Annotated in this window: 24 protein-coding genes; 11 read left to right on the top strand and 13 right to left on the bottom strand. The window is 52.1% G+C overall.

Annotation, left to right across the window (positions count from 1 at the left end; all coding sequences use genetic code 11):
- Positions 1 to 25: 25 nt before the first annotated feature.
- From AC58P5_RS00755 to AC58P5_RS00705, 11 genes are all read right to left on the bottom strand, one after another.
- The gene (locus AC58P5_RS00755; RefSeq protein WP_497383978.1) at positions 26 to 1,192 is read right to left on the bottom strand and encodes a cytochrome P450; all 1,167 of its coding nucleotides are present in this window, start codon (positions 1,190 to 1,192) and stop codon (positions 26 to 28) included.
- A gap of 12 nt (positions 1,193 to 1,204) precedes the next feature.
- Positions 1,205 to 1,465, bottom strand: coding sequence for an acyl carrier protein (locus AC58P5_RS00750; RefSeq protein ID WP_009673659.1), 261 nt, complete (start codon positions 1,463 to 1,465; stop codon positions 1,205 to 1,207).
- Between the two features lie 14 nt (positions 1,466 to 1,479).
- Complete coding sequence (locus AC58P5_RS00745) at positions 1,480 to 3,042, bottom strand: amino acid adenylation domain-containing protein (RefSeq protein WP_497383977.1); 1,563 nt, start codon at positions 3,040 to 3,042, stop codon at positions 1,480 to 1,482.
- 256 nt (positions 3,043 to 3,298) lie between these two features.
- Positions 3,299 to 3,919, bottom strand: a complete 621-nt coding sequence (locus AC58P5_RS00740; protein WP_497383976.1) for a LuxR C-terminal-related transcriptional regulator — start codon at positions 3,917 to 3,919, stop codon at positions 3,299 to 3,301.
- 155 nt (positions 3,920 to 4,074) lie between these two features.
- Positions 4,075 to 4,926: a 2-oxo acid dehydrogenase subunit E2 gene (locus tag AC58P5_RS00735; RefSeq protein WP_497383974.1), complete on the bottom strand. Its 852-nt coding sequence runs from the start codon at positions 4,924 to 4,926 to the stop codon at positions 4,075 to 4,077.
- A 392-nt stretch (positions 4,927 to 5,318) separates the two neighbouring features.
- Entirely contained in the window at positions 5,319 to 5,852 is a 534-nt protein-coding gene (locus AC58P5_RS00730) for a TQO small subunit DoxD (protein ID WP_497383973.1), read from the bottom strand.
- 292 nt (positions 5,853 to 6,144) lie between these two features.
- Positions 6,145 to 6,822 carry a DUF4166 domain-containing protein gene (locus AC58P5_RS00725; RefSeq protein WP_497383971.1) on the bottom strand — a complete coding sequence of 226 codons (678 nt, stop codon included), beginning with the start codon at positions 6,820 to 6,822 and terminating at the stop codon, positions 6,145 to 6,147.
- Entirely contained in the window at positions 6,795 to 7,751 is a 957-nt protein-coding gene (locus AC58P5_RS00720) for a DoxX-like family protein (RefSeq protein ID WP_497383969.1), read from the bottom strand. The genes AC58P5_RS00725 and AC58P5_RS00720 overlap by 28 nt, the downstream gene beginning before the upstream one ends.
- Entirely contained in the window at positions 7,748 to 8,239 is a 492-nt protein-coding gene (locus AC58P5_RS00715) for a thiol-disulfide oxidoreductase DCC family protein (protein WP_497383967.1), read from the bottom strand. The genes AC58P5_RS00720 and AC58P5_RS00715 overlap by 4 nt, the downstream gene beginning before the upstream one ends.
- Before the next feature lie 157 nt (positions 8,240 to 8,396).
- On the bottom strand, positions 8,397 to 9,035 hold the full coding sequence (locus AC58P5_RS00710; RefSeq protein WP_497383965.1) for a response regulator: 639 nt from the start codon (positions 9,033 to 9,035) through the stop codon (positions 8,397 to 8,399).
- Positions 9,022 to 10,371 (bottom strand): sensor histidine kinase, encoded by a 1,350-nt coding sequence (locus tag AC58P5_RS00705; protein WP_497383963.1) that lies wholly within the window; start codon positions 10,369 to 10,371, stop codon positions 9,022 to 9,024. Before AC58P5_RS00705 ends, AC58P5_RS00710 begins: the two co-directional genes overlap by 14 nt.
- A gap of 222 nt (positions 10,372 to 10,593) precedes the next feature.
- Here AC58P5_RS00705 and AC58P5_RS00700 point away from each other — a divergent pair, with 222 nt between their 5' ends.
- The 6 genes from AC58P5_RS00700 to AC58P5_RS00675 all read left to right on the top strand — a co-directional run bounded on the left by AC58P5_RS00700 (position 10,594) and on the right by AC58P5_RS00675 (position 18,809).
- Positions 10,594 to 11,031, top strand: a complete 438-nt coding sequence (locus tag AC58P5_RS00700) for a GreA/GreB family elongation factor (protein ID WP_497383962.1) — start codon at positions 10,594 to 10,596, stop codon at positions 11,029 to 11,031.
- 85 nt (positions 11,032 to 11,116) lie between these two features.
- Positions 11,117 to 11,989, top strand: a complete 873-nt coding sequence (locus tag AC58P5_RS00695; protein WP_497383960.1) for an S-layer homology domain-containing protein — start codon at positions 11,117 to 11,119, stop codon at positions 11,987 to 11,989.
- Between the two features lie 182 nt (positions 11,990 to 12,171).
- Positions 12,172 to 12,672, top strand: coding sequence for a DUF2243 domain-containing protein (locus tag AC58P5_RS00690; RefSeq protein WP_497383958.1), 501 nt, complete (start codon positions 12,172 to 12,174; stop codon positions 12,670 to 12,672).
- Positions 12,669 to 13,478: a cytochrome c oxidase assembly protein gene (locus AC58P5_RS00685; protein ID WP_497383956.1), complete on the top strand. Its 810-nt coding sequence runs from the start codon at positions 12,669 to 12,671 to the stop codon at positions 13,476 to 13,478. The genes AC58P5_RS00690 and AC58P5_RS00685 overlap by 4 nt, the downstream gene beginning before the upstream one ends.
- Positions 13,479 to 13,570: 92 nt before the next feature.
- On the top strand, positions 13,571 to 14,116 hold the full coding sequence (locus AC58P5_RS00680) for a GNAT family N-acetyltransferase (RefSeq protein ID WP_497383954.1): 546 nt from the start codon (positions 13,571 to 13,573) through the stop codon (positions 14,114 to 14,116).
- Between the two features lie 292 nt (positions 14,117 to 14,408).
- Positions 14,409 to 18,809 (top strand): family 10 glycosylhydrolase, encoded by a 4,401-nt coding sequence (locus AC58P5_RS00675; protein WP_497383952.1) that lies wholly within the window; start codon positions 14,409 to 14,411, stop codon positions 18,807 to 18,809.
- A gap of 101 nt (positions 18,810 to 18,910) precedes the next feature.
- Here AC58P5_RS00675 and AC58P5_RS00670 read toward each other — a convergent pair whose 3' ends face one another.
- Complete coding sequence (locus AC58P5_RS00670) at positions 18,911 to 19,249, bottom strand: winged helix-turn-helix transcriptional regulator (RefSeq protein ID WP_497383950.1); 339 nt, start codon at positions 19,247 to 19,249, stop codon at positions 18,911 to 18,913.
- Positions 19,250 to 19,563: 314 nt separating this feature from the next.
- Here AC58P5_RS00670 and AC58P5_RS00665 point away from each other — a divergent pair, with 314 nt between their 5' ends.
- A complete protein-coding gene (locus AC58P5_RS00665; RefSeq protein ID WP_497383948.1) occupies positions 19,564 to 20,142 on the top strand; it encodes an NAD(P)H oxidoreductase in 579 nt (192 codons plus the stop codon).
- Positions 20,143 to 20,260: 118 nt separating this feature from the next.
- Here the strand turns inward: AC58P5_RS00665 and AC58P5_RS00660 are convergent, their stop codons facing one another.
- Positions 20,261 to 21,091, bottom strand: a complete 831-nt coding sequence (locus AC58P5_RS00660) for a CPBP family intramembrane glutamic endopeptidase (protein WP_497383947.1) — start codon at positions 21,089 to 21,091, stop codon at positions 20,261 to 20,263.
- Between the two features lie 326 nt (positions 21,092 to 21,417).
- Here AC58P5_RS00660 and AC58P5_RS00655 point away from each other — a divergent pair, with 326 nt between their 5' ends.
- From AC58P5_RS00655 to AC58P5_RS00640, 4 genes are all read left to right on the top strand, one after another.
- Positions 21,418 to 21,930 (top strand): DUF3231 family protein, encoded by a 513-nt coding sequence (locus AC58P5_RS00655; RefSeq protein WP_497383945.1) that lies wholly within the window; start codon positions 21,418 to 21,420, stop codon positions 21,928 to 21,930.
- A 391-nt stretch (positions 21,931 to 22,321) separates the two neighbouring features.
- On the top strand, positions 22,322 to 23,881 hold the full coding sequence (locus tag AC58P5_RS00650) for a glycosyl hydrolase family 18 protein (RefSeq protein ID WP_497383944.1): 1,560 nt from the start codon (positions 22,322 to 22,324) through the stop codon (positions 23,879 to 23,881).
- Between the two features lie 218 nt (positions 23,882 to 24,099).
- Positions 24,100 to 24,366 (top strand): ArsR/SmtB family transcription factor, encoded by a 267-nt coding sequence (locus tag AC58P5_RS00645; protein WP_497383943.1) that lies wholly within the window; start codon positions 24,100 to 24,102, stop codon positions 24,364 to 24,366.
- Between the two features lie 162 nt (positions 24,367 to 24,528).
- On the top strand, positions 24,529 to 25,710 hold the full coding sequence (locus tag AC58P5_RS00640) for an MFS transporter (RefSeq protein ID WP_497383941.1): 1,182 nt from the start codon (positions 24,529 to 24,531) through the stop codon (positions 25,708 to 25,710).
- Positions 25,711 to 25,762: the final 52 nt, after the last annotated feature.

Genomic DNA, 25,762 nt, shown 5'->3' with positions numbered 1-25,762 from the left:
CGTTTCTTCTCTATCGCATCCTGCTTTACGAAAAGGTAAGCAGAAGCTTCTGCGGAATGCGGAACGTTTGTCCTTGGATAACGGGACGTTCGCTTTGGGCAAGTTTGACTCCGCCGAACCGGTCGAACAGCTGCAGGAACGTTTCCTCAAGCTCCAGCTTTGCCAGGTTAAATCCGAGACAATTGTGCGAGCCCATTGAGAACGATAAATTCACTTTTTCTTTGCGGGAAGGAATCCACTGGGCCGGATTGTCGTACATCTCCTCATCCCGGTTGGCGCTGGCCAGAAAAAGGATAACGAACTTCCCTTTCGGTATGACGACCCCGTCCAGCTCGTAATCTTTCTTGCAAATTCTTGTCGTCGTATGAAGCGGCGGCTGCCAGCGCAGGCTTTCCTGAACGGCCGACTTCAGATAGTCGCCATCCTCCATCACACGCGCGAGCTCTTCCGGTTTGTCCAGCAGAATGGCCATGATATTGGCAATGGAGCAGGCCGTCGTCTCGGAACCGGCGGACAGCAGAAGCAGAATGTGCCGGTTCATATCTTCCTGCGTCCACTGTCCCTTCTCCACCGCAGCCCGGAAATGGGTGATCATCCCACGGGAAGTTCCGCCATTCACGAAGTTCTCGATGTAAGCGTACAGCTCATCGCTCGCTTCAAGGGCCGCCTGAAAATGACTTTTGGGGTTATCCAGATGGAGAATAATCGGCCGCATCTTGCGATAGACCCACATGGCGTCCTCGGCCGGCAGACCGATCGCCTCCATGATGATGGTCATCGGAATGGGGATGGCGACCTCCTGGATAAAATCCACCTCCCGGCCGGAAGGGATCCCGTCCACAATCCGCTTAATCACCTGCCTGACGGCGTCCTCCATCCCTTTTTGCATCGCGCTGGGCTTGAACTGATTGCTCATGATCGGGCGTCTCTCGCTGTGTTTCTTGCCGTCCATATCGATGATCGTGGAGCCGAACAGGTGGCGGGTCGTCCGGAACGGATGCTCGACCGTAAAATTCTCCGTATCGAGCAGAACCTGCTTGATATGTTTAAACTTGCTCAGGAAGTAGCACTGCTGCTTTTCCGACCAGTGAATCGGCTCCTCCTGCCTTAAAGCGGTATAAAGCGGCCAGGGGTCCTGCCTGAACTCGGTGGACATATAATCGATGACGAGAGGAGTCGCTTCGCTTCTCATAGAGTCACCATCCTAATTGGAGGAAACCAGATGGTCTTGGAAGAAGGTTTCGTAAATGGATTTCAGCGTGTAAAACTTGCGGATATCATAATCTTCAATGACGATTTCACGCCCGACCTGCTCTTCCAGAAACACGATCATATCCACCATGGACAAGGAGTCGATATACCCGTGCTCCAGCAAATTATCATTCTCGTCGATCTGCAGGTCTTCCACCTGGTTCGTTTTTTGGATGTGCTCCACAAATTTCGCGTACACGTCTTCTTTAGTCATAATCGATCATCTCCTTAACGGGTTAGGGTTGGAATCTGCATTCCTTTAAGCGCCTTCCGGTCGACCTTGCCGTTTGTATTGAGCGGGAATTCTTTGAGGAAAATAAAACGTGAAGGGATCATGTAAGACGGCAGAATTTCGGCGCAATAAGCCCGCAGCTGCCGCTGGACGGCCTGTGTGTTTTCCTGATTCGTCAGGACCGTAAAAGCGTGAAGCTCCGTTTTGTTCCCCTCGTTTACAATCAGGCTTACGCCGTCGACCATCGGATGTGAAAGAAGTCTTCGCTCCACCTCCTCCAATTCGACCCGGTAGCCCATAATTTTAACCTGGTTGTCGGTCCGGCTGACGTAATAAAATTCGCCGTTCTCGTCCATATATGCCAGGTCGCCGGTTTTGAACACTTTCTCACCGGTGTAGGGCATTTCGGGATGAGGGACCAGCCGGCTGCTCGTCAATTCTTCCTCCAGCCAGTAGCCTGAAAACAGACAAGCTCCCCTCAGGTAAATTTCACCGGTGATTCCCGGTTCGCGAATGATTTTGCCCGCTTCGTCGACGAGCAGCATCTCGATGTTGTGCATCCCCGAACCGACGGAAATCGTTTCCGTATCAGGGAGCGGAAGAGGTAAATCCTTAAACGAACACGCAATGGATTCCGATTGCCCGAAACAGTTAATAATCCGCTTCAAGCCGAGCAGAGACTGCAGTTTGCGAAGATCCCGCGCCGAGCAGTACTCGCCTCCGTACAAGATCGAATGGAGATGAATCTCCTCGACCGGCTGACGCTCGTGAGCCAGGACATTTTTCCAGATGGAAGGAACGCCGCTCATCAAGTCCACCCGCTGCTGATGCAGGTGCTCCAGAAACCGTCTGGGCTGGAAAATGAGCGAACGCGGGACGATGACGAGGGTGCCTCCGGTACCGAACGCCAGCCCCATGTCGAGGAGGCTGAAATCGAATTGCAGGGACGATACCGTACCGACCCGTGTGTTCTTAGGCAGGGCGCACTGCGAGTTCATCCCGTCGAAATAACTAACTACCGCCCGGTGAGTCATCATAATGCCCTTCGGCTGTCCCGTAGAGCCCGAGGTAAAGATGAGGTAAACGAGATTCGTGTCCAGCAGTTTAGGAGCCGCAGAACGATCCTCCCCTGCAGCTGGGCTTATATCCGGTACAAGCAGACTGTCTTCTTCGAGATAAGCCTGCACGGCTTCCGTTTGTGGCGAAAGCTTCCGGCTGCGGCCTTTTTGAATATGCAGCCGGGCACCCGTACGCGTGAGGATCGATTCGAGCCGCTCCTGCGGAGTGTCCGGATTCAGGGGAACAAACACGAATCCCCGGATCGAACACGCAATCATGACGGCAACCGCATCCGCCGAAGGGTCGAGCTCGAGAACGACACGGTCCCCGGTACGGAGGCCGGTCGATTTCAGCCGTTCCGCATAATTGCGGGATTTCTCCGCTAGGCGTGCGTACGTCCATTTCTCGGAATGGTGTATAATAGCTAGTGATTCCGGAGTGCTTGCGGCAAATTTCAAGAAATAATCATGCAGAAATTTAGGTTCGTCAGAGCGATACATACAGACCTCCACTGGGCGTCATGTTCGTGTGCCTATTCATCAGCTGAACGAAACGGTGAGTTCTCGCATGGCTTTTTTGCCGTTGTCCGGTCACATCCTTTGCTCATTTAATGGGGATATTTAGAGGGATTGCTGTCCTTAAATTATCACTACCCCTACCGAAATTAAAATGTGGTCACCCACATAAAAAATGTGGTTTTGTCTCCATCAAAAAAGGCTCCCTGCACCGGTTAAAGTCCGGCGGGGAACCTTTTGCTCACTTCATTTGCATAATTTTCTTCACAGCGCCTCTGCGCGACGACACCTCCAGTTTGTCATAGATTTTGGTCAGCCGGCTCTCTACTGTACGTATGGTGACGTTCAGTTCCTTGGCCATCTGGGCGTTGGTATAATCGAGGGCAATCAGCTCCAGCGTCTGAATCTCCACTTCCGTGAATACCGAGGAGATATGATTTAACAAATGATAGAAAGAATACGGCAGGAAGAAATGCCCGTCCAGCGTGCACTCGATCACTTGAGCCACCTGTTCCGGTTTTGTATCCATATTCAGGATATTGTTGACTCCCGCTTCCATAAGCGTATGGAAAAACAGGACGTAGTTGTATTCGGACAATACGATGATCCGCAGATCCGCGTAGGTTTTTTTCATTTTCTTGATCCATAAAATATCACAATGCGGGGAATCGCTCATGAGCATAACGACGACGAACGGTTCGGGCAGCACACCCAAATGGTTAAAAGACGCCGATTTCATTCCCGTATCGATTCCGGCGATCTGGAATTGATCGGACTGGCTGAGATAGTCTGCAATCGTGGGATTTTTCCCGGAACTGTTATCCACAATGAAGACATGAATTGGCTTGTTTTTCTCTCTCATCACACATTCTCCGTTTTTGATTCTTATTTTTGAACCGTTCTATCCTCTTGATCTGCATCCGTTTTAGGACATAGCGGATCACTCCTTATCGTTTGGAGCATCGTGAACGGCTTGGCCCGGGAGTGTAGGGAGATTACGGATTGCGAGCCGGAGCCTCAATAGATTTGGGAATCCGGATGGAAAGCCTCCAGATTTTCCTTGACTCTAAGCAGGAATTGACCGGTAACCCGGCCTTCGAGGATCCGGTTATCGCTGGAGAGACAGAGATTTGCCATGGAACGGACCGCAATCATCTCGTCGACGACCCGGGGTCTTTTTACAATGGATTCGATCGTCAGAATAGCTGCCTGTGGGTAATTGATAGTCGGAGAGGAAAGGATGGAACCGAAGGCACCCGTATTGTTGATCGTAAACGTTCCGTCCTGCATATCGTCCAGAGTGAGGCGGCCCGTCCGTGCTTTCTGCGTCAGGCTTGCGATTTCCAGGGCGATCCCGGAGACGCTTTTCTGGTCCGCGAATTTAATAACGGGGGCAAGGACGGAATCTTCCGTCCCGATGAGCAGGGAGATGTTGACATTTCGTTTCATAATGATTTTATCGACGGCCCACACCGAGTTCATCATCGGATAATCCTTAATGGCCGATACGACCGCTTGAATAAAAAAAGCCAGATAGGTCAAATTAACGCCTTCTCGGCGCATAAAATCATCTTTAAGTTTCGTTCGGAGCTTTACCAGATCCGTTACATCCGTCTCAATCGATGTTAAGGCGTGGGGAATTTCCCGGACGCTCTGCAGCGTGCGCATGGCTATCGTATGACGGACGGGCGTGACTTTGATAAAATCCTCCGCCTCGCCGACTGTTTCCGCTTCCGTTTGACCAAATGGGGTTGGAGGATTGTCCGAAAGATGGATGCCGGTGCTTCTTACGTGAACAGGTTTTTCTTTCGTTTCCGCATGACTTTTATCGCCTTTCTCCATATGCTCCCGCTCCTTTTCCAAACTCATAACCGGGAAAGTCTCCTTTCTTTTGTAAGAATCCGCCTGCCTATACTTCCATTATTGGTTATGAATGCCTTTTATTGTTTAGAAATTGTACCCCACTCGTTTACAGCCTGTCAATTGATTCGCAATCATCAAAAAAGGCTTCATTGTTTCTGACAAAACCCGCCAAATCTCGCCTAATCGAAGAAATCGTCTAACTGGACAGCGATTAAATTGGATACAACTGGTAATTGGAAGAATATATGATACAATATAGGAATAAGTATTAAATAAGTTCTATTCTTGTTTCTGGCAGCACATTCTAAGGCGGGCCAATCCGATTCAAACAGAAAAAAAGCCCTGCCGCTAAGGCAAGGCTAATAGATCCTTTTGTAAACATTCGTAAAGCTAAATCTTCACCCGTGTTCAAAAGCCGGTTTGTTGTCCTTGTTGAAACCAACCGCTTTTCTTTTCCGGCCCGCCTTAGAAGCTAAATAGGGAAGCAGGTAATAATCGAGACCGAATCTTCCTGCGTTTGCCCCTGCCGCAACCACGAAAAACCCGAGCAGGATCATCCATGGATTCGTGCTGACCGTTCCCGCAAACATGTACATAAAGTTCATCATCAATCCGAACGTGGCCGCTACGGCCGTCAGACCGCCAAGAATCAGACCGAGACCGACCAGAAGTTCACCCCATGGAACCAGGATGTTAAATGCCTTAACGCCCGGAAGCGCCACATTTTCCAGAAAAGCATGGTACGTCGGATAAACGAGCGCGTTAGTCGCCTTATCCGTCACCGGTTTCGCAATAGCGCCCTTCATAAAACCCGATGCATCGAAACCTCCCGTAATCTTGCCCCATCCCGCACTTGCCCACTTCCATCCCACGTAAAGACGAAGCAAGAGCAGTAAACCCGAGGCGTAAACATTCGTTCTTAACCAATTCATCAATTTGATCATCTCCTTTTGGTATGGCTCTGCATAAACATGTCAGAGCTGTGTTTTGGTGAAAATCTCCTTCCGATCAATCCAAACTGGATATAGATACCCTCCTTTCCATGTAATGGTAAATATCGACTTAATTGTACTTGATTTTTAAAACGCTATCAATTTGTTTTTTGTCATTAACTAATGGACTTTTTTGACACTCGCATCGAAGGTGAAGCACAAATCCCGTCAATTCAGGGTGAAATAAAGAAAACTCCGTTCTGGACGGGGGTAAAATTTAATGAAATCGCCCTCACTCCCGGCGCTCTTCCCGCAGCGGTTTTACACGATCCGGAATGTCGGTCGTTCTGCAGGGGACAAGCTTTGCACGGAAAGATCCCTGATAGCCGAACACCGGGCCGAGGACGGGATTGCTCACGTTTACGGAAATTTTATAAACGTCTTCGGCATCGTCGTACCACTCGCATACTTCGGCCGTCCCGGTTAATCCGGCGGGAAAAGGAAACTGGAGCCAGCCTTCATAAAACCGCTGGTTCCCCGACCGGATCTTGATACCGCCATTGGGAGCCGGCGCAAGATCAAGATCTACGGCGAGATGCTGCTTGTTCCCCAGGTAATCGACGATACGTCCGCGCCGGCTGCTGTAGATCATCGTGGCATCGAAATGCCGTGCCCTGGGTCCGAACGTAAAGTTCCGGATCCAGGTTACCGTTTCCCGGCCGTAGCTGTCCCGGTAGGCGAAATTTTCGATGGTGAAAGGAATTTCCGTGCCGCTCTCCGGAAACATGATGTGCCGCGAGGTGCCGATCAGCAGCGGGAGAGCCGTCCACTTGCTGGCCCAGATACGGTGCATCACGCCTTCGCCAATGGAAGCAACGCCGTCCCCGCTGCTGAAACCGAACCGCTCCCGGATACGGGGATGCAGCCTGGCGAAGTCCTCGCCTAGCGCCCGCTCGTATATGGATGCCATTGTAGTTCTCCCTCCTTGTGATGGCTGCGCGGCTTGCGCAAGCATCGCCCTGCTTGCGGCAGATCCCGCCTCGACCAGAACGCCAGCAGGCACAAGCCGGCCATCGCTCCGCTGAGGGTCAGCGGATTAAACGGCGCTTGAAGCAGCTGGGGACTCCGGGCGAGGGCGATCGCGGGCAGCAGAAGCAGAAGCGCCGCCTGCGCGCGGTAAACGCCGGCCTGTCTGTGAGCCGCAGCCGCAAGCAGGCCGATGCCGATTTCGCCCGCGCCCAGCAGGGCGAGTACCGGCTTTTCGCCTCCGGGGAACCACCCGGCTGCCTGCAGGACGGCCAGCTCGCCTCCGCCCGGGAAAAGCAGCTTCGGCACCAGCCCTTGGTACACCCACAGCAGCGCGAGCAGTCCCGCACTGAAATAGTGCATCAGAGCGCGCTGGATGCTGACCGAAGGCGGAATTCCTTTTTCCAGCCAGATGCGGAGCATGTCAAAGCTCCAAGCCGTCGCATAGCCGAAAAGCGGGCGGAACAAGATCCGGTCGAACCAGCGCCCCGCCGCTCCGAAGCGTGTATCGTACGTATAGCGTGTCGCGAACGTCACAGCGCCGCCTTTGGGCGTATATCTCCAATATCCGCTCCCGCTGCGGATCAGCGAGATCCGCTGGGGGGAGCCGAACTTCAAACCTGAAATGCGTTCCCCGGTCAGCAGGTTCACTTTTGCTTTTGTCTCCCCCGTTCCCGCAATGTTCATCCCGAAGCCGATTCTTGTCCGGTAATGAAACCGTTGAGGCCCCCTATCCCCGCTTCGAGGCAGGTAGGTTATTTCCGTAAAGCGCAGATCCCACTGCTGATGCAGTCCCGGAGTCTGCGTCGCTTTCCACAGCGCCTCCATGTCTGTCTGAATGTCGAGCTCCACGTAGATCGGTTTTGCCTTCATTCGTTTCTCCCCTCTCCGCGTCCCGGCGGTTTTCCGCTACCCGTGCCGTCCGTGTCCCTCCCTTGTTCCATAAATCTCTTCCGGATGTCCAAGTCAGGGAGAAGGCAGTCCGGCCTTCTCCCGAACCAGAGGTGTCGTCTCCGGGCAATCCAGTCGTATACCCCGTCTCTTACAGGAATAGGCACGGCCGCGAAAATGCCCAGTACCGGCCAGAAACCCGGCATGCACCGGAAAACGCGCAGAGCCGCCGCGGATTTCGTATATGCCCGGCCGTCCTGGATCAGCACAAATGTATCCGGGTCGTCTGCCGCCGGCCCCTGCGTGTTCAGAAGGCGTCTGCCCGCCTCCGACTGGATGGCAGCGAACCGAAACCGCCGCGAGGGGTCCCTGCGGATCACGAACCGGGTGATCCCGTGACACAAGATGCAGGATCCGTCTATCAGGAGGATGACGGAATCCTTTTGATAAGCCAATTTTCGTCTCCCCATCTCTCCGCTCCCCGGCAGCCGTCTTCTATCTCCGCTGTCTTAACGCCAGTATAGGGCAGAATGGCGTTTTTGCTCAGTTCTAACTTATTTAGAACGCGGCAAAAAGAGGTTCTACGAATCGTAGAACCTCTTGTCGGCCATACCGCCGGATCAGGGGTCATTCTGTCTGCTTATCCCGCGAAATCCCCCGCCTTCGCACTTTCTCCACCGCTTCTTTGCTGCTTTTGGCACCCAGCTTTTTAAGCATCTTATTCACCTGGTTCTTCAGGGTGCTCTCCGCCTTCACGAGCTTTTTCTCGATCTGAGGCTGCGTATAGCCCTCTTCGATCAGCTCGAATACTTCCCGCTCGGCGGCCGTCAGCTCTTTCAGCTGTTCTTCCCTTTTCAGCCGGGAAAATTCCTTCAACAGAGCGTCCATGGCGGCAGGATGGCGATAGGCGCCGCGAATGGCGTGGGGAACTTCACGGAACCTCGTTTTTTCAATATAATTGACGGCCCCCGCGGTAAAAGCTTCCGTCATGACATGCTCGTCGGACACGGAAGTCAGCATAATGATCTTGACCGGACGCAGTTCCAGTATTTCCACGGCGGTATAGATGCCGTCAAGTCCGCGATCCGTCAGTTGAATGTCCATCAAAACCACGTCGAAATCAAGTTTCGCCGCCATACTGACTGCCTCATCGGGATGAACGGCCGCGCCGACAACCAGAAGATCGTCTTCCTTATTTAAATAGGAAGTCATGGCTTTGATCCAATCCGGATCATCCTCCACAAGCAGTATTTTAATAAGTTCCATCGGACTTCTCTCCGTTTAGTTGAACGATTTTGTTGCGCGGAAAATAAAGACGGACGCATGTTCCGGCTCCCGGTTTGCTTGAAATCTCCACCGAGCCTCCGGCTTTCTGCATCACGTTGTACACATAAGACAAACCAAGCCCGTAATTGGCCGCTTTTTTCTTGGTGGTATAAAACGGCTCAAACACGCGCGACAGCCGGTCGGAAGGAATTCCGCCGCCTGTATCGGCAACGCTCAGCACCGCGCCATGACGTGACGCTGCCAGCGTCACGGTAAGCGCTCCCCCGTCCGGCATCGCTTCGGCCGCATTGCCGAGCAAATTGCCGATGACCTCCGTTAGATGCACGGGATCGAGCCTGACAGCCGGACGCCAGTCGAAGACAGTATGGACCGTAATGCTCTGCCGTGCAAATAGCTGTCCGTGCCGGCGGACAACTTCCAAGGCCAGTTCATCCAAAGAGACCGGCCGTTCTTTAAGCGTAATCTCCTTCGTCCGGTTATGGATGCGGCCTACCATATCGAGCATATGATCCGAGGCGGCTGAAATAATCCGAAGATGCTCCTTCGCTTCCTCGTCCTTCTCGTCCAGGTTTCCCTGCAAATTTACCGTGCTAAGCGATATTTTGCCTAGCTCGTTCTTGATGGAATGATTGAGCAGCGTCGTGCCGGATGTGACCGCCTGCATAGTCGTATCGAGCGAATCCCTTTCAAAACGGAGCCGGATACCCAATACGCCGTATACAAAAACGCATAGCAGCGCCACCGCGAACGAATACATCACAAATACGGAAACGTAGCGAAAAAAATCGAATTCCGGCGATAACACACGAGCCACGTTAATAAACAGCAGTACGCCAAGCAGCGTGGGAACGATGATCAGCGTCGTGATAAGCCGGTTTCTTTTGCGGACGGGATTCCCTTCTCTCCGGAGAGAAAGGACAAGCAGCGAACAGGCGCCCAGATAATAAGGAGCCGTCCACAAAAGCAGCGGGCCGTAATGGATGGCAAAGACAACCCTCGAAGCCGTATAGATTAACATGGCCAGAACAGGCAGCAGCAGCAGTCCTTTGACGGCCCGCACGGCCCGCGGTTTGTTTTCCAAAACGCCCGAGTAAACAAGACTAAAGACAAGCACCCCATAAGGCGTCAGCGTATGATTGATAAATTCCGATGCGTGAGCCAGACCCGTAAAACCTTTTTGCTGGAGCAGCCCGTTCAATCCGCCTATGGAAGCGCTGAAGAGAAAGAACGCCGCCCACCGGTTCGTCTCCTTATGAAGGTGGGGAACCAGAAGAATAAGCGATGCCAGCGAGAGAGCCAGAAAATAATAAAGCATACCATCACCCTTACGGAAACAGATATATTTATCCTACCATATTCCCCCAAGGAAATCCGATCACGGATAGCTTTTACGGAAAATTCTGATAGTATAGAAGGAAGGGCTCCTACCGGGAGTCTTATTTTTACATAAGGAGGCAACCCCCTATGACGACAAACTGGAAAGAAAGGCTGACCGGCATTGCCGGCGCGGATCTGGGGATGGAAGGAGGAATCTACTATGAACCTTAGTCTGACGGGGTCCCGGCATCAGCTCATTAACCAGCTCGTCTATTTCGACGAGGAACTGCATCAGTTCCTGGAGCTCTATTATCCCTCCCCGACCAAATCGCGGACCTATACCGAAGAGCGGCTTCACGAGTATTCCGAAGCTCTCACCAATCTGATCAGCGAATTTAGCGAGGAGCTTCTGCATTCCAAAGTGCTTATTGGCAGCAAGGTACAAATCCGATACCTGGATGATAACCAGTCGGATACGTATTCGATCGTTTTCCCGTCCAAAACGGATCCTTCCAGCAACCGGATTTCTTTCTTATCTCCTATCGGGAGCCATCTCCTGCTGGGATCGCGGGAACAAACGTTTACGATCGAGACTCCTTCGGGCGAATGCTGCGTGCGGATCGAAGATATCCGGTTTATGAACGCCGGCGATGTTTAACCGGTATACGATTTGTATCGCGGATTCAAGAACAAGCAACCTTCTAGAAATTTTTTCCGTCAGTAAGGTTGAGGTGAACTAAACGATGAAAAATAAAAAGAACATGATTGCAGCACTGACTTTGGGATGCTCTCTGCTGGCAGCTTCTTCCGCTTCGGCGTTCTCCGACGTTCAAGGCTCGGATGCCGCCGTTATCGAGTCTTTACAGAGCAAAGGAGTGATTCAAGGCGTGTCGGAGGACAAATTTGTCCCTCAAGGCAAGCTGACATCCGTGCAGGGCGTACATTTGATCGTCAAGGCACTGCAGTTAAAGGCGGGCGACGGAACTTTGACTAATCCGAACGCGCCCTGGTATGCCGAATCGCTTGAAATCGCCGCAAAAAACGGTTTGCCCGTCGAACTCGCGGCAGACCCGTCGGCCGAGCTGACCCGCGAACAGTTCGCACAACTTCTGTATAAGGGAATCCGGGCGACCGGCGACTATCCGCTGATCAAGATGTATATTCAAGTCGCGGACGAAGATCAGATGAACCCGTCGTATCAAGGCAGCATACAGAACCTGCTGCTTATGAAGGTTGCCTTCCTCGACGGCAAAAACGAGTTTCATCCGCAGGACCGCATTACCCGGATGGAAGCGGCGGGTATGATCGCCAAGGCGATTGAATTTACCGACCGCCACAAGGAACAAACGGATAATCAAGAGAATCAGGAAGTAAGCTTTACGATCGAAAAGGTAAACGCGGACATCAACAAAATCGTACTCACCCGCAGGGAGCAGCCCAGTCCCGGATACGGCCTCTCGATTACGAAAATCGAGATGAACGACAGCGGGCACGCGAAAATCCATTACAAGCTGACTTCTCCAGAACCGGGTAAAATGTACCCCCAAGTCATATGGACATCGAAAACGGAAACCTATCTTTCGAGTAAATATAAAGTAGATATCCAGGCCGACTGACACTCAGGCGCCGCCTCCGGTTACGGAGAGCGGCGCTTTTTTTTATTCGTACCTTGCAAAGTGTCCTCTGCTAGAAGCTCTTTCCTGTGGAAGCGGAAGACGGCCTTTCTGATTAAAACGCTGTTGAAAGGGTGACAATGGAAGAAAAGACTAGCGTTTATCTCGATCGGGAGGTTCCCCCCATGGCTGCACGACACATATGTAAAAGTCCGGAACGGCGCGCCGCCTACCTTGGCCGCAATTTAGGATCCGGTTTTCTTTTCGGAGTCGGACTGGTCGCCTTTCTAGATGAGACGGTTTTTCATCAGCTGCTTCATTGGCATCATTTCTATGACAAGTCCACTTCGGACATCGGGCTGATTTCCGACGGCCTGTTTCACGCGTTCAGCTGGTTTGCAACGATCGGCGCTTTATTCCTGTTTGCCGACCTCCGCAGGCGGAACGTCTGGGTGAAAAAACGCTGGCTGGGTGGCTCGCTTCTCGGCAGTGGAATTTTTCAGCTTTATGACGGGACGATCCAGCATAAACTTATGCGACTCCACCAAATCCGCTATGTAGACGATGTAGCCGTCTACGATATCATTTGGAACCTGCTGGCGCTTGTCATGATCATCGCAGGAAGCATGCTTGCTGTCCGTTCCCGCAAAGAAGTGGACGCGGCTGAAAGAAGCGGTGCACAGTGAGCGGTCATGTTCATCACGGCAGCGAAGCATGGCCGAGCGGGCTGTCTTTTCTGCCCTTCCTGTTTATACTGCTGCTTTATTGTTATACTGCGTTGAAAAGCGGCCGGAGCTATAAATCATGGCCGCTCCACAGATATTTGTATGCGTTCCTCGGTATCGCGAGTGCCGCCGCGGCTCTTGCGGGCCCCCTTGCCGACCGGGCGCGTACGGATTTTGCCTCGCATATGACCGGGCATCTGCTGCTCGGCATGCTTGCTCCGCTCTTATTGACGCTCGCGGCGCCGGTGACGCTGCTTTTGAGAGCGCTGCCTGTGCGGGCATCGCGGTGCGTTTCTGGTGTGTTGAGACACCGGGCATTCGCGCTGCTAAGTGACCCCATCACCGCCTCTTTGCTCAACATCGGAGGGTTGTATCTCCTTTACTTGACCCCGTTATATTCATGGATACATCACAGCTTCCTATTCCATGTGGTGATTCATGCCCATGTTTTCCTGGCGGGCTACTTATTTACGGCCTCCCTGATTCCCATCGACCCGGCACCGCACCGCAAAAGTTTCGTTTACCGGGCCGTTGTGCTCGTTCTTGCTCTGGCCGCACACGGAATTCTGGCGAAATACTTGTACGCGCACCCGCCTGACGGTGTTCCACCGGAGCAAGCGGAAACCGGATCGCTGATCATGTATTACGGCGGCGATGCCGCAGACATTATGCTCATCACGCTATTTTGCCTGCAATGGTACAAAGCGGCCCGTCCCCGGAATACTGCCCTATCGGGCAGCGGACGACAAAGAAGCCGGAACTCTTAAAAGTTCGGGCCTTTTTGTAGTTCGTATATTGAATCACAAGAACATTTGTTCTAATATAGAGGTATTAGTAAATAATGGAGGGTAAGGTAACGATGAGCACACCCCATTCCGGTAAGCCGGAGAGCTTAGAAATTTCTATCCGTCCCTGGGCCGAAAATGACCTTCCTCTGCTCAAACGGATGAACACGGCAGAAATGTGGGCCCATCTTGGAGGCCCCGAATCGGAAGAGGCTTTAGCTTCCAGGCATCAGAGATACATGAAAGCCGTACCGGGCAAGGTACGCATGTTTACGATTCTTTTCGGAGAAGAAGCTGTGGGCAACGTAGGCTACTGGGCGCAAAACTGGAGAGATCAGGATGTTTTTGAAGTGGGTTGGGGCGTATTGCCGGAGTTTCGGGGGCACGGTATCGCTGTAACCGCAACCTCGGCCATGCTCGCCATCCTCCGAGACGATATGCCCGGCACAGTCGTTTATGCGTTTCCATCTGTGTCCAACTCCCCTTCGAACGCCATTTGCAGGAAGCTCGGCTTCTCTCTCGCGGGAGAGACGGAGGTTGAATTTCCCGTAGGTACCTGGATGAAGTCCAATGAATGGAGACTTGAATTTCCCGGGAATTCAGTAGAACGTATGGTTTAGTTTTCGTCTTTCGAAGACCCGCGGCGATCCATTTCAGGCGCATAAGGTGCCGTGCAGCCACGGAGGCACAACTCAAAGTTCCATGCGCTGGAAATGTTGGAACAGACGGAATGTGTTTTCCAGCGCTTTTGAACAAAAAAATAAAATGGATTGATTCTCCAAATATGTTTTTCTATAATAGAGCTGATTGCCAAGAACGGAAAGGAGGTCACTTTACACATTAAAATGCTTGTAAAGATTGAGCATTTCCACAAGCCGGCCCTTTTAAAATTAGATAAGGAGTGATACTTGATTGGATCGCACATTTAAGCGCTGCCGTCCCACTCTCTCATTTTTTCTGGCCTTCGCACTTTTGATCGGCTTATTTCCTCCCCTTTCTGTAAGCGCTTACCACTTTCCTTCTTCTGCTCTCCCCGTTAGTTCAGTAACCAGCGTTACTTATGGTACCTATCGTTCGCTCGCCCTGACTCCCAATCCGATCACCGTTACTCCCTCCTCCTTGCAGCAGTTTGCCGTGTCTGCTTACGGTGCCGACGGAAGTGCGACTCAACTCCAGGCTAACGATGTAAGCTGGTCCGCCGACAGCGCGATCGGCACTATCGATCCGAGCGGTTTGCTTACGACAGCAGCTGGCAGCGGCGGATTCAAGGCCGGTTATGTTACCGCTTCTTACGGAGGGCTAAGCGCCCAAGCGCTTGTAATGGTGGGAAGCAAAGCGACGGCCGTACTTGAAGATTTTGAAACCATCCATAACGGTAAAGCGGTGTTGAGCGCAGGAACCGCGGGCGCGGCGGGAACAAAAAGCTCCATCAGCTTGGCGGAAAGGCCCGAACCCGTGCTTTACGGCAGCCGCTCCCTTAAATTTGCTTATGATATGAGAGGAACCTCCGGTACGTCGGCCGCATTCGTTAGTCTCCGTCATACAGATACGGGAGCTCTTGACAGAGTGATCGAAGGCACACCGAAAAAAATCGGCGTCTGGGTTTACGGGGACGAGAGCAGTCATTGGCTGCGCGCAAGACTCAGAAATCAGGCCGGCGTTTCTTTTACCGTTGATTTTACCGGCAGCACCGGCTTCAACTGGAAAGGATGGCGCTACGTAACGGCAGAGATTCCTTCCTCACAGCCAGGTCCCTTCAAGTTTATGGACCTTTATCTGGTCGAAACGAAAGATACGAACAAAAACGCCGGCGTTCTTTATTACGACCGGTTGAGCGCGATCTACTCAAACACTGAAATTACGGGACTCGACCTGACCGGATTGACTCCGATGAAAACAGGTCAAAGCAAAACCGCAGAGGTTTATTTGACCAAAGTCAACAGCACTTCGCCTCAAAAAGTCGAAAGCGGAGTCAGCTTTTACAGCAGCAATCCGGATGTGGCTATCGTTGACGGCAGCGGCCGGGTAAGTACGCTCAAGGCCGGAAAAGCGGTTATTGTCGCCCTTTATTCCGATAGTCAGCCCGCCGCATTTGAATTGGACGTCACCGATGACGAACCGCAGGTGTTGAGCATCCAGGCATTCGCACCGGATCGGCTGGAAGCGGGCCGGACCGGTACTCCCAAAGTTTTTGCAGCTTACGCCAATCAAGCCGATTCTCTCGAAGTCACGAAAGAAGCCCGGTTAGTGAGTTCCAACCCTTCTGTAGCCGAAATATCGGTTGACGGGAAAATTGTGGCAAAATCACCCGGTACCGCTTCGGTGACCGTTACTTTCGCAGGCCGTCAGGCGGTAATTCCCTTAACGGTTACCGAACCCGTTCCGGTTCTGACCAAAATTCAGCTGACCGACATGAAATCAATGAATATCGGAGCCGCTCGGCAGGCAAAAGTACTTGCCACCTATACGCTGCTCGATGTTCCCCAGCCACCGGCGGCAGCTACAAGCGGCGTGACGTATACAAGCAGCAGTCCGGCAGTAGCCGAGATCGACGCCAGCGGAACAATTATAGCCAAAAGCATTGGTGTCACGACAATCAGTGCCTCGCTAAACGGCAAAACGGACACGTATTCCCTGGTCGTTAATAAAGATACCGGCGCTCCAAAACGCGAAATGAGAGCCGCCTGGATTGCGACCGTCGAAAATATCGATTGGCCCGCAAAAGGAACCTACGATGCCCAGCAGCAGAAGCAGCAGTTGATTAATTTGCTCGACGAACTTGAAGCCACCGGAATCCATACGGTGATCTATCAGGTCCGTCCCACTTCGGACGCTTTCTACCGTTCCGCTTTGAATCCGTGGTCTGCTTGGCTCACGGGGACACAAGGCAAGGATCCGGGTTACGATCCTCTTGCCTTCGCCATACAGGAAGCTCATAAGCGGAATATGGAGCTTCATGCCTGGTTCAACCCTTACCGCATCAGCAACGATACGGATATAAGCAAGCTGGCGGATACGAATCCCGCGGTAAGGCATCCCGATTGGGTCGTCTCTTACGGAGGTAAGCTCGGCTACAATCCGGGTAAACCGGAAGTGAAGCGGTATATTATCGACAGCATAATGGAAGTGGTAAACAACTACGATATCGACGCGATACATTTTGACGACTATTTCTACCCGTATCCAGTAACCGGTGTGGATTATCCCGATGCTGCGGAATATGCGGCCTACGGATCGGGCATGAACATTGCGGATTGGCGGCGCAGTAACGTAGACTCGCTGATCCGGCAGCTCTCCGCCGAGATTAAACAATCCAAATCTTACGTCCAGTTCGGTATCAGTCCGTTCGGTATCTGGAGAAACAAAGCGAACGATCCGGCAGGTTCCGAGACGAACGGGTTGGAAAGCTACTCGGCCATCTATGCGGACAGCAAGAAATGGGTGGACGAACAATGGATCGACTACATCACGCCGCAGCTGTACTGGAACATCAATTACAGTCCCGCTGCCTACGATAAGCTCATCGACTGGTGGAAGCGGCAGGTAGAAGGCAAACATGTCCTGCTCTATGCGGGTCACGGCGTTCATAAAATCGGAGCAGACGACCCGAACTGGCTGGATCCGGACCAACTGCCTAACCAAATCTTATTCAACAGGAACTTCGCCGACGTTAAAGGAAGTATGTTCTTCTCCGCCGTGCAGGTTCTGGAAAATAAACTCGGTTTTCAGGACCGGTTAAAAACCGATTTGTATCCATACCCGGCCCTGAAGCCGGAAATGAGCTGGCTTTCCAAATCGCTTCCCGCCGCTCCGATCGTAACGGCTGCCGCTGAAGGCAGCGGCATCAACCTGAGTATTCAAAACGAAGGGGGCGGCACGGCCGGAACCTACGTGATTTACAGATCGGCGGGTACGGCTGCACCCGATACTTCAGATCCTTCATCTATCTGGAAACAGGTAAAGACAGGACCGGCGGGGCTTCAAACTGTCATTGACAGCAACGTCAAGGCCGGTGCGACTTACACGTACGCCGTTACGGCTCTCGAACGCGGAAGCAGCTTGGAAAGTCAGGGTACCGCCATTACGGTAACCACTCAGTCTTCTTCAGGCTCCGATGGCTCCGGCTCCGGCGGATCCGGTTCCGGAGGTTCCGGATCAACTGGCGGTTCGGGACCGACAGATCCGTCCGTGCCTTCGCCTTCGCCATCACCGGCAGACGGGGTTCAAGTCATAGAACCCAAGGATCTTAAGGAAACGGACGGCAAAGTTACCATCTCCATCCCTCCGGGTATCCATGAAGTACAGCTGCCGGCTAACACGGGCACGTTGATAGGCAATAGCAGCCCGCTTCTTCTTCGGTTTGCCAACGTGAATGTATCGATACCGAACCCGGTGATACAGCAGTGGCAGGGTTTAACCGCCGATATCGGAGCGAAGCTTGTTTTCAAAGCGCAGCCCGTCGAAGGCGGTCCACTACAAGCTTTGCTTCAAGCCGCTAAACATAAGCTGGGCGGTGAAATCCGCACCCGGGGAATTTACGACTTCCGGATGGAAGTCCTGACCGGAAGCAAGTCTGCAGCGGTGATGGACCGCTTCTCTACTCCGCTTGAGATCTCGTTTCAGGCTGCGGATGGAAGCGACCTGAGCCGTACGGCGCTCTATCACTTATCCGGTGACGGAACGATCCAGTATATCCCTGGTCAGAAACCATCCGGCAGCGGAACGATCATGGCGAACATCGGTCATTTCAGTATCTACGGCCTGCTGGAGATAACCAAATCGTTCCAAGATGTAAATACCGATCATTGGGCATATCCCGCAATCAGCGAGCTGAGCCGCAAGTTGATCGTAAACGGTGTTGCCGAGGACCTCTTCAGTCCCCAGCGTCAGGTAACCCGGGCCGAATTCGCCGCCCTGCTGGTTCGCGCTCTGGGATTGCCCCAAAAAGCAATCCCTCCATTCTCGGACGTAAAAGCCGGAGACTGGTTTGCCGGAGAAGTCGCCGCAGCATATGACGCGGGAATCGTAACCGGTATGACCGATTCGGTGTTTGATCCGGGCGGAGCGGTTACACGCGAACAGATGGCGGCGATGTTGATCCGCGCCTACGAAGCAAAGCACGGGAAGTTGTCCGCTGAAGCGCCCTCTGTCTCCTTCACGGATGCCGGAAGCATCCACGAATGGGCAAAGGATGATGTCGCGAAAGCGGCAGACGCCGGGCTGATAAACGGGCGTGAAGGCAACACATTCGCGCCTCAAGCCGTCCTTACCCGCGCGGAAAGCGCACAGGCGGTTTACAACCTTTTGAAATAAACGTGCTCGGCGTCCGTGTTCACGATAAACAAGCTGGCACCGGTTAAGACCGGGCCAGCTTGTTTTTTTGTATGGAATGACTGCGTTTTTACCCGTCTGTCTTACTTGATGTAGTCTTTCATGTACTGGTCTCCCCAGTCGCACATTTGATCCAGAATCGATTTCAACGACCAGCCAAGCGGGCTCAGTTCATACACCACTTTAGGCGGAACCTGATTGTATACCGTCCTGGTGATAATTTCGTCTTCCACAAGCTCTTTAAGCTGCTGGGTCAACATTTTCTGGGTGATGGCCGGTATCTCTTTTTTCAACTCGCTCGTTCTTTTGGGGCCTTCGGTCAAGTAGCACAAAATAACGGTTTTCCACTTTCCCCCGATAACATCCAAGGTCGCTTCCACCGGAATATGGTACGTGCGTTTATTTTTTGGTTTCGCGGGCATCGGTTGCTGCACATCCTTTTTTATCCGAATGTCTATCGTGCGGTTCTTACGCCCATTTTAACCTACCCCGTTGCTATTAACCAGTATTTGTCTAAAATGTGAACCCCGCCTTCGGCAAGGAATACGGCCGGAAAAAAGCCCGGCAGCAAAGCGAATTTTAAGGCACCAATTGGTGCCTAAGATACTTTTTGGTAGCAATAAGACGAAAAAGTGCGTACTTCCCATTCCCGATCCCAGGATGCATAATTCCCTTGTACCCGGAACCGTTTCGGACAATTCGGCGTGCGCCTATTTCCTTTTGAGGAGGTTGAAAAATGAAAGTGCTGACGGTTGTTACCCATCCTAGAACCGATTCCCTGACCATGGCGGTTACCGACCGCTTCGAACGCGGCCTTCGGGATGCGGGCCATGAAACGGAAGTGCTGGATCTTTACCGCAGCGGATTTAACCCCGTCCTGAACGCACCGGACGAGCCGGACTGGACGGACAGCGGCAAACAGTATTCCGCTGAAGTGCTAACCGAAATGGAACGCATGAACCGACACGACGGTTTGGCTTACATTTTCCCGCTCTGGTGGTACGGCATGCCGGCTATGCTGAAAGGATACATCGAGCGCGTATGGAACTACGGATTCGCCTATGGCCCCCGCAAGCTGCATCATCGCAAAGTGTTGTGGCTCAGCCTCGCGGGAGCGACTTCCGAGCACTTGAAAATAAGAAATTACGACCAGATGATCACTCACCAGTTAAATATCGGCTTGGCGGAATATGCGGGAATTCCAACTTCCAAAGTTGAATTTCTATATGATACTTTAAGCGCCAATCCCGGCCATATGGAGGATTTGCTGCATCAAGCCTACGAGCACGGGCTTCATTACGGACGCGAACAATAGCAGCGGTTCTTCTTTTCCCGACAAAAAAACGGCACATTCCCCTATGGGCGAAAGTGCCGTTTTTCCCTTAATCATTCGTCTCGCATACTCCGTAGTATTTATGCGGAAGGGGGCGTGCCTATTCGCGAATCTCCTTTTGCCGATTTCTGTTCCGGTACGTCCAGTAGAGCAGGACAAGAATGCCGATGATTACGGAACCGAGCGACACCAGGTAACTTCCGTAAGGCGACAAATATTCCACTTCAATTAGGGCATAATCCGAAGGAACAATCACAAAACGAATGATTTCCAGCCAGGCGAGATGAAATCCGATACACATCCACAAATTTCCGGAGAAGATCCGGCACAATTGAAGTGCGGTGCCGAAGGCAAGCAAATTGATGACGTAGTCAAAGGTAATCAGATCCCATGTACCAACTCCGGCGGCAACCAGAGCGCCAGTCAGAGCGACAGGGGCAAGCACAAAAAGAACGATCTGAAGCAGCAGCGCCAGCCATCTGGTGAACCGTGTGTTCAGGTTGCTGTACAGATAGCCACGGAACGTTACTTCCTCCGGAAACGCCTCGTAGAAAAAAGCGATGGGAATATTGATCAGAATGACGAGCAGAGTCTCGGCAGGCAAGTGAACATCTACCACCCGGATCCAGCCTGCCAGCGTTCCCGCAAGCAGAGCTATGGCCATCATCGCGCTTAAAAAACCTGCGCCCAGCAGCAGATGCGGAAGCCCCGACGGAAGGGGGCTAAGTCCCAATCCGCTCCAAGGTCTGTTGTCGGCATACCGTCTCAACAAATAAATGAGCGGCACCGCAATACCCGAAGTCACGACCGCAAGGATAATTTGTTGGGCAAGGACGGGGAAGCCGTAGTTTTGCGCGGTCAGGGTAACGGCGACGGCCAGTCCCAGTGCCGTGACAAACGACAGCCAGCCGAGCAGGATGCGCCAGACCAAGTGAATTCTTCCTTCGGTATCCCGGATAAATCCCGCGGACACACGGCTGCCCTGAGTTTCAAGTGAAGGTTTAATAGCACATTCTCCTCTCTTAAACTACCTCCGTGTCTCTCGACCTTTTATATCGACACCTTCTATATATAGTAAGTTGAAAGGAATTATGTTCTTGGAAGGTACCCATTTACTCGGCATTTCCCCGAAAATAGCCGCCTGCCCCCGTTTACGTGCTTCAAGAGCTGTTCCCCAGGCAGCTCTTCCTTACATAAATACGTCGAAAATGGGAATATTAGCTCTGTAAACAACATGCAAAAAAGGGAGCGAAACATGTGGGTATTTTAAGCGGCAATCCGAAAGAAGAACCGATGCACTTCGGCGAAATCAACAGTGTATGGCAGTTTTCCATGGCTGCCAAAGGCTCTGTCTCCTGTTACCAGGCGTATTTGAATCATGCCGGCGATAAGGACCTCAAAAAAATACTGGACGATCTTATCGATCAGGCAAAGCTTGAAATCAAAGAATGCGATACCTTACTAACCGACAATGGAATCCCTCCTGCACCCGTTCTGCCGGAACGGCCCCCCGTTAAACTGGAAGATATCCCGCCCGGTGCCCGTTTTACGGATCCGGAAATTGCCGCCAAGCTGGCCGCGGATACATCCATCGGTCTGGTTGCCTGCAGTCAGGCTATGGGTCAATCCATCCGTGAAGATATCGGCGCTTTGTTCGCCAAATATCATCTGACTAAAGCCGCCTTGGGCGTCCGAATTTTGAGGCTTACTAAGGAAAAGGGCTGGTTAGTTCCTCCCCCGCTGCAGTTGAAACGCCCCGAATCCGAATAAGCGTGAACCTGCTTTCTATCCTGCCTCCGGGCGGGATTTTTTTATTTCCGCAAGAACGTTATTCCCCTTCGAGTCTTTTCCCCTGTTTCGATGAAAAATGTAAAAAAAGAGAGAATTTCTCCCTAATAATAAAAAAATCCCCCTTTTTTTGGTAAAAATATTAAACGATAATAGGAGAGCAAGCAGATTCATAGACTTGCGCAGTATCCTTTTCAATAAATGACTTCCGATGCCGCATGACGGAGTTACCGTTCTTTACTAGCGGTTTTCTGCAACCCGGCTAATCTTTTGGATCGCCGGCCGTACGGGAGTCGTTACAAAGCGAGGTGAAGCAGCGAAACAATTTCATGTAAGCGGTATCATACTCATCTATTAAAGGAGGCATTATGTAATGAATTGGCAATCTATTCGCTCTCAATCTCCGAAGCAGGTCTTGTTCCGCGTTTTGCTTATCGCATCCCTGCTTGTATCTCTGCTGCCTTTCCTTGGTTTGAATACCCAGCAGGCTTCCGCGGCGTCAAGCGTTGCGGCTGCCGCTTGTACGGATGCGGCCTGGGATTCGGCGAAAGTCTACACGGGTGGACAGAAAGTTTCCTACAACGGTAAAGTATTCGAAGCGAAATGGTGGACGCAGGGCGAAACACCTTCCCAGACGAACACATGGGGAAGCTGGAAATACGTCAGCGACTGCACAGGCGGTGGCGGCACGACGGATACAACGGCACCGACCGCTCCTGCAGGCCTGACATCGACCGGCCAGACTTCCACAAGCGTGTCCCTTTCGTGGAATGCTTCCACGGATAATGTCGGCGTAACCGGCTACAACGTGTACAACGGTTCCGCGCTGGCTACATCGGTAACCGGCACAACCGCTACGGTTACCGGACTCGCAGCCAATACGGCTTACTCTTTCAGCGTTAAAGCCAAGGACGCGGCGGGCAACCTGTCGGCAGCCAGCAATGTCCTCGCGGTGACTACGTCCGCGGACGGCGGCGGTACGACACCTCTTGCTAAAATCAACGGTGCCTACGTTGCTTCCTGGCATTTCCCGGCCGTGAGCACGGTTCCTGCCAACAAATTGACGCACATCTTCTATGCGTTCGCGGATGTCGCCAATAACGGCGTCAGCGGCGGAGATACTTCGCAAATCGCCCAACTGGTCACGCTGAAACAGAAAAATCCGAACCTGAAAGTTCTGATTTCCGTAGGCGGCTGGGGCCGTTCCGATGGTTTTGCGGGCGCAGCTTCCACAGATGCGAACCGTACCGCTTTCGCTAACAGCGCCCTGCAGTATATCCGTGCCAACAAACTTGACGGAATCGATCTCGACTGGGAGTATCCGACAACGGCGGATAAACAAAACTATACTCTTTTCCTGAAAAAGCTTCGTGAAGTTCTCGATGCCGGAAGTGCGGCCGACGGCCGTACCGGCTCCAAAAAGTATGAAATTACAGCCGCTACCGGCGCTTCCGAGTACGGCGTACAAGGAATCGACCTGGGAAGCGTACACCCTTATTTCAACTTCATTAACATTATGACCTATGACATGCAGGTCGGTGCCAACACCCATCACACGAACCTGTACACGTCTTCCCTGAATTCCAGCTACAGTGTGGACAATGCCGTGAAGCTTTACAAAGGACGCGGCTTCCCATCGGAAAAAATCGTAATCGGCGGGGCTTTCTATTCCCACGGTGCCGGCGATTATACGTATGACGAGCTCAAAGCCAGCTACATCAACAAAAACGGCTGGACCCGCCAATGGGACGATGTTGCCAAAGCCCCTTACCTCACTAACGGCAGCAGCATGCTGAGCTACGATGACGCAGAGTCTCTGACTCAAAAAGTCAACTATCTCAAAAGCAACAACCTGGGCGGCATCATGTTCTGGGAGTATGGTCAAAACCTGGGCGGAGAGCTTTTGGATGCCATCTATACCGCACTCAAATAAACCTCTGTTCCGTTTCGCCATAGAAAAAGCTGTCCCGACGTCCTATTTGGACCGGGGCAGCTTTTTATTTTTAGAGCAAATAGTACTCTTATGTTGATTTCAGACCGAAAAGCCGTTTACTTTTGAACAAAGGCATGGTATAGTTATTTCGAAAAGTTTAGAAATATGAAAAAGCGGCAAGCAGCGTGTCAGGCCGGTAGAAAAAGGGTGTAGATAGCATGGAAACGAATCAAGCCGTTAAAGTGCACAGGGCATTAGGTGAGCAGACGCGTTATAAAATCGTTCAAATTCTGACCAAGGAAAGCAATCTCTGTCCGGCGGATCTCGAAAGCCGTTTAGAATCGATCGCTCTTTCCACTTTGTCTCATCATTTGAAACAATTATCGGACTGCGGATTGCTTCATTCCCAGAAAAAGGGTACTTACATTTATTACAGTTTGAATGAAGAAACGGTCAAAAAATTTGCGCCTTATTTGATCGACTAGTTTTTTTTACTTTATATTTCGATATATCTAGAAACAACAAAATATTTATTGCGATGCCTCTCCTTAATTGCTTGCGTGCCTAGATAGTCTACAACGCCCTTATCCGCTTTTAATTTCTATATTTCTAGAAATACAATATTATTGAGAAATGAGGATGACGATATGTTTAAAACATGGAAAATTTACATGCTTGCCCTGATCAGCTTTCTGGTGGGAACATCCGAGTACATCATTGCCGGAATTCTGGATAAAATCGCTTCCAGTCTCGACATCTCGCTAGTTGCCGCAGGCCAGCTGATTACCGTTTTTTCGCTCGTTTACGGGCTCGGGACTCCGGTTCTGATCGCATTGACCGCCCGCTGGGAACGGCGCAAATTACTGATCTGTTCACTGGGACTTTTTGTCGTCGCGAACGTACTCGCTTTTATCCTGCCGGGCTTTGCCGCTTTTATAGGAGCCCGTGTTCTGATGGCGCTCGGTGCGGGAGTGGTCGTCGTAACCGCTTTGACCGTAGCCGCCAAAATTGCTCCCTCCGGTAAGCAGGCAAGCGCGATTGCGACCGTCATTATGGGCTTTACCGCTTCACTCATCGTGGGCGTTCCGCTCGGAAGACTGATTGCGGCGGCTTACGACTGGAAAACGGTTTTCGCCGGAATCGGCGCGCTCGGCCTGCTGGCCATGTTCATCCTGTCCGTCACCATACCGAAAACGGAAGGAGATGCCCCCGTTCCCCTGCGCGAACAGTTGGCTCTTCTCAAACAACCCCGAATACTCTTGGCTTTGTCGGTAAGTTTCTTTTGGCTCGGGGGCTACTCCATCGCCTACACCTATATCTCCCCCTATCTGCTGACGGTTACCGGTATGAACGAACAAACGCTAAGCGCCTCACTGCTCGCATTCGGTATCGCCAGCCTCGCCGGTTCCAAGCTGGGCGGCTACAGCGCCGATAAATGGGGTGTCTACCGCACGCTCATGTCCGGCATGACACTGCATGTCGTCACGCTGCTTTTGCTGACGCTGGCCGCCTACTCCGCTGTTGTCGTCATCGCTATACTGATTCTGTGGTCGTTCGCCGCCTGGTCTTCCGGCCCGACCCAGCAGTATAATCTCGTCACGATGGCGCCCGAATCGTCCGGAATTATGCTCAGTCTGAACAATTCCGTGATGCAGCTTTCCATGGCGGCCGGTGCGGGAATCGGCGGCATCATCGTCGGAAGCGTCTCTCTGAATGCCGTTACATGGATAGGAGCGGTCGGGGTCGCGGTGGCAATCGTCATCAACTTCATCTCTTTCAAGCTCTCGAATGCCGGAAGACGCAAAACTGAGAACATACAACACGCCTAAACGCCCGTATGAGGCGGTAAGCTATCCCGGCAGGGATAGCTTTTTTTTCGGT

Source organism: Paenibacillus sp. JT31N7, from assembly GCF_059692095.1.
Note: the sequence above shows the minus strand (reverse complement) of the source record. Positions and strands in the feature narration are given on the sequence as shown.

Bases quoted from the DNA above. Each gene is read 5' to 3' on its own strand.
- AC58P5_RS00755 (WP_497383978.1), bottom strand. From the start codon at position 1,192: ATGAGAAGCGAAGCGACTCCTCTCGTCATCGATTATATGTCCACCGAG.
- AC58P5_RS00750 (WP_009673659.1), bottom strand. From the start codon at position 1,465: ATGACTAAAGAAGACGTGTACGCGAAATTTGTGGAGCACATCCAAAAA.
- AC58P5_RS00745 (WP_497383977.1), bottom strand. From the start codon at position 3,042: ATGTATCGCTCTGACGAACCTAAATTTCTGCATGATTATTTCTTGAAA.
- AC58P5_RS00740 (WP_497383976.1), bottom strand. From the start codon at position 3,919: ATGAGAGAGAAAAACAAGCCAATTCATGTCTTCATTGTGGATAACAGT.
- AC58P5_RS00735 (WP_497383974.1), bottom strand. From the start codon at position 4,926: ATGAGTTTGGAAAAGGAGCGGGAGCATATGGAGAAAGGCGATAAAAGT.
- AC58P5_RS00730 (WP_497383973.1), bottom strand. From the start codon at position 5,852: ATGAATTGGTTAAGAACGAATGTTTACGCCTCGGGTTTACTGCTCTTG.
- AC58P5_RS00725 (WP_497383971.1), bottom strand. From the start codon at position 6,822: ATGGCATCCATATACGAGCGGGCGCTAGGCGAGGACTTCGCCAGGCTG.
- AC58P5_RS00720 (WP_497383969.1), bottom strand. From the start codon at position 7,751: ATGAAGGCAAAACCGATCTACGTGGAGCTCGACATTCAGACAGACATG.
- AC58P5_RS00715 (WP_497383967.1), bottom strand. From the start codon at position 8,239: ATGGGGAGACGAAAATTGGCTTATCAAAAGGATTCCGTCATCCTCCTG.
- AC58P5_RS00710 (WP_497383965.1), bottom strand. From the start codon at position 9,035: ATGGAACTTATTAAAATACTGCTTGTGGAGGATGATCCGGATTGGATC.
- AC58P5_RS00705 (WP_497383963.1), bottom strand. From the start codon at position 10,371: ATGCTTTATTATTTTCTGGCTCTCTCGCTGGCATCGCTTATTCTTCTG.
- AC58P5_RS00700 (WP_497383962.1), top strand. From the start codon at position 10,594: ATGAACCTTAGTCTGACGGGGTCCCGGCATCAGCTCATTAACCAGCTC.
- AC58P5_RS00695 (WP_497383960.1), top strand. From the start codon at position 11,117: ATGAAAAATAAAAAGAACATGATTGCAGCACTGACTTTGGGATGCTCT.
- AC58P5_RS00690 (WP_497383958.1), top strand. From the start codon at position 12,172: ATGGCTGCACGACACATATGTAAAAGTCCGGAACGGCGCGCCGCCTAC.
- AC58P5_RS00680 (WP_497383954.1), top strand. From the start codon at position 13,571: ATGAGCACACCCCATTCCGGTAAGCCGGAGAGCTTAGAAATTTCTATC.
- AC58P5_RS00670 (WP_497383950.1), bottom strand. From the start codon at position 19,249: ATGCCCGCGAAACCAAAAAATAAACGCACGTACCATATTCCGGTGGAA.
- AC58P5_RS00665 (WP_497383948.1), top strand. From the start codon at position 19,564: ATGAAAGTGCTGACGGTTGTTACCCATCCTAGAACCGATTCCCTGACC.
- AC58P5_RS00650 (WP_497383944.1), top strand. From the start codon at position 22,322: ATGAATTGGCAATCTATTCGCTCTCAATCTCCGAAGCAGGTCTTGTTC.
- AC58P5_RS00645 (WP_497383943.1), top strand. From the start codon at position 24,100: ATGGAAACGAATCAAGCCGTTAAAGTGCACAGGGCATTAGGTGAGCAG.
- AC58P5_RS00640 (WP_497383941.1), top strand. From the start codon at position 24,529: ATGTTTAAAACATGGAAAATTTACATGCTTGCCCTGATCAGCTTTCTG.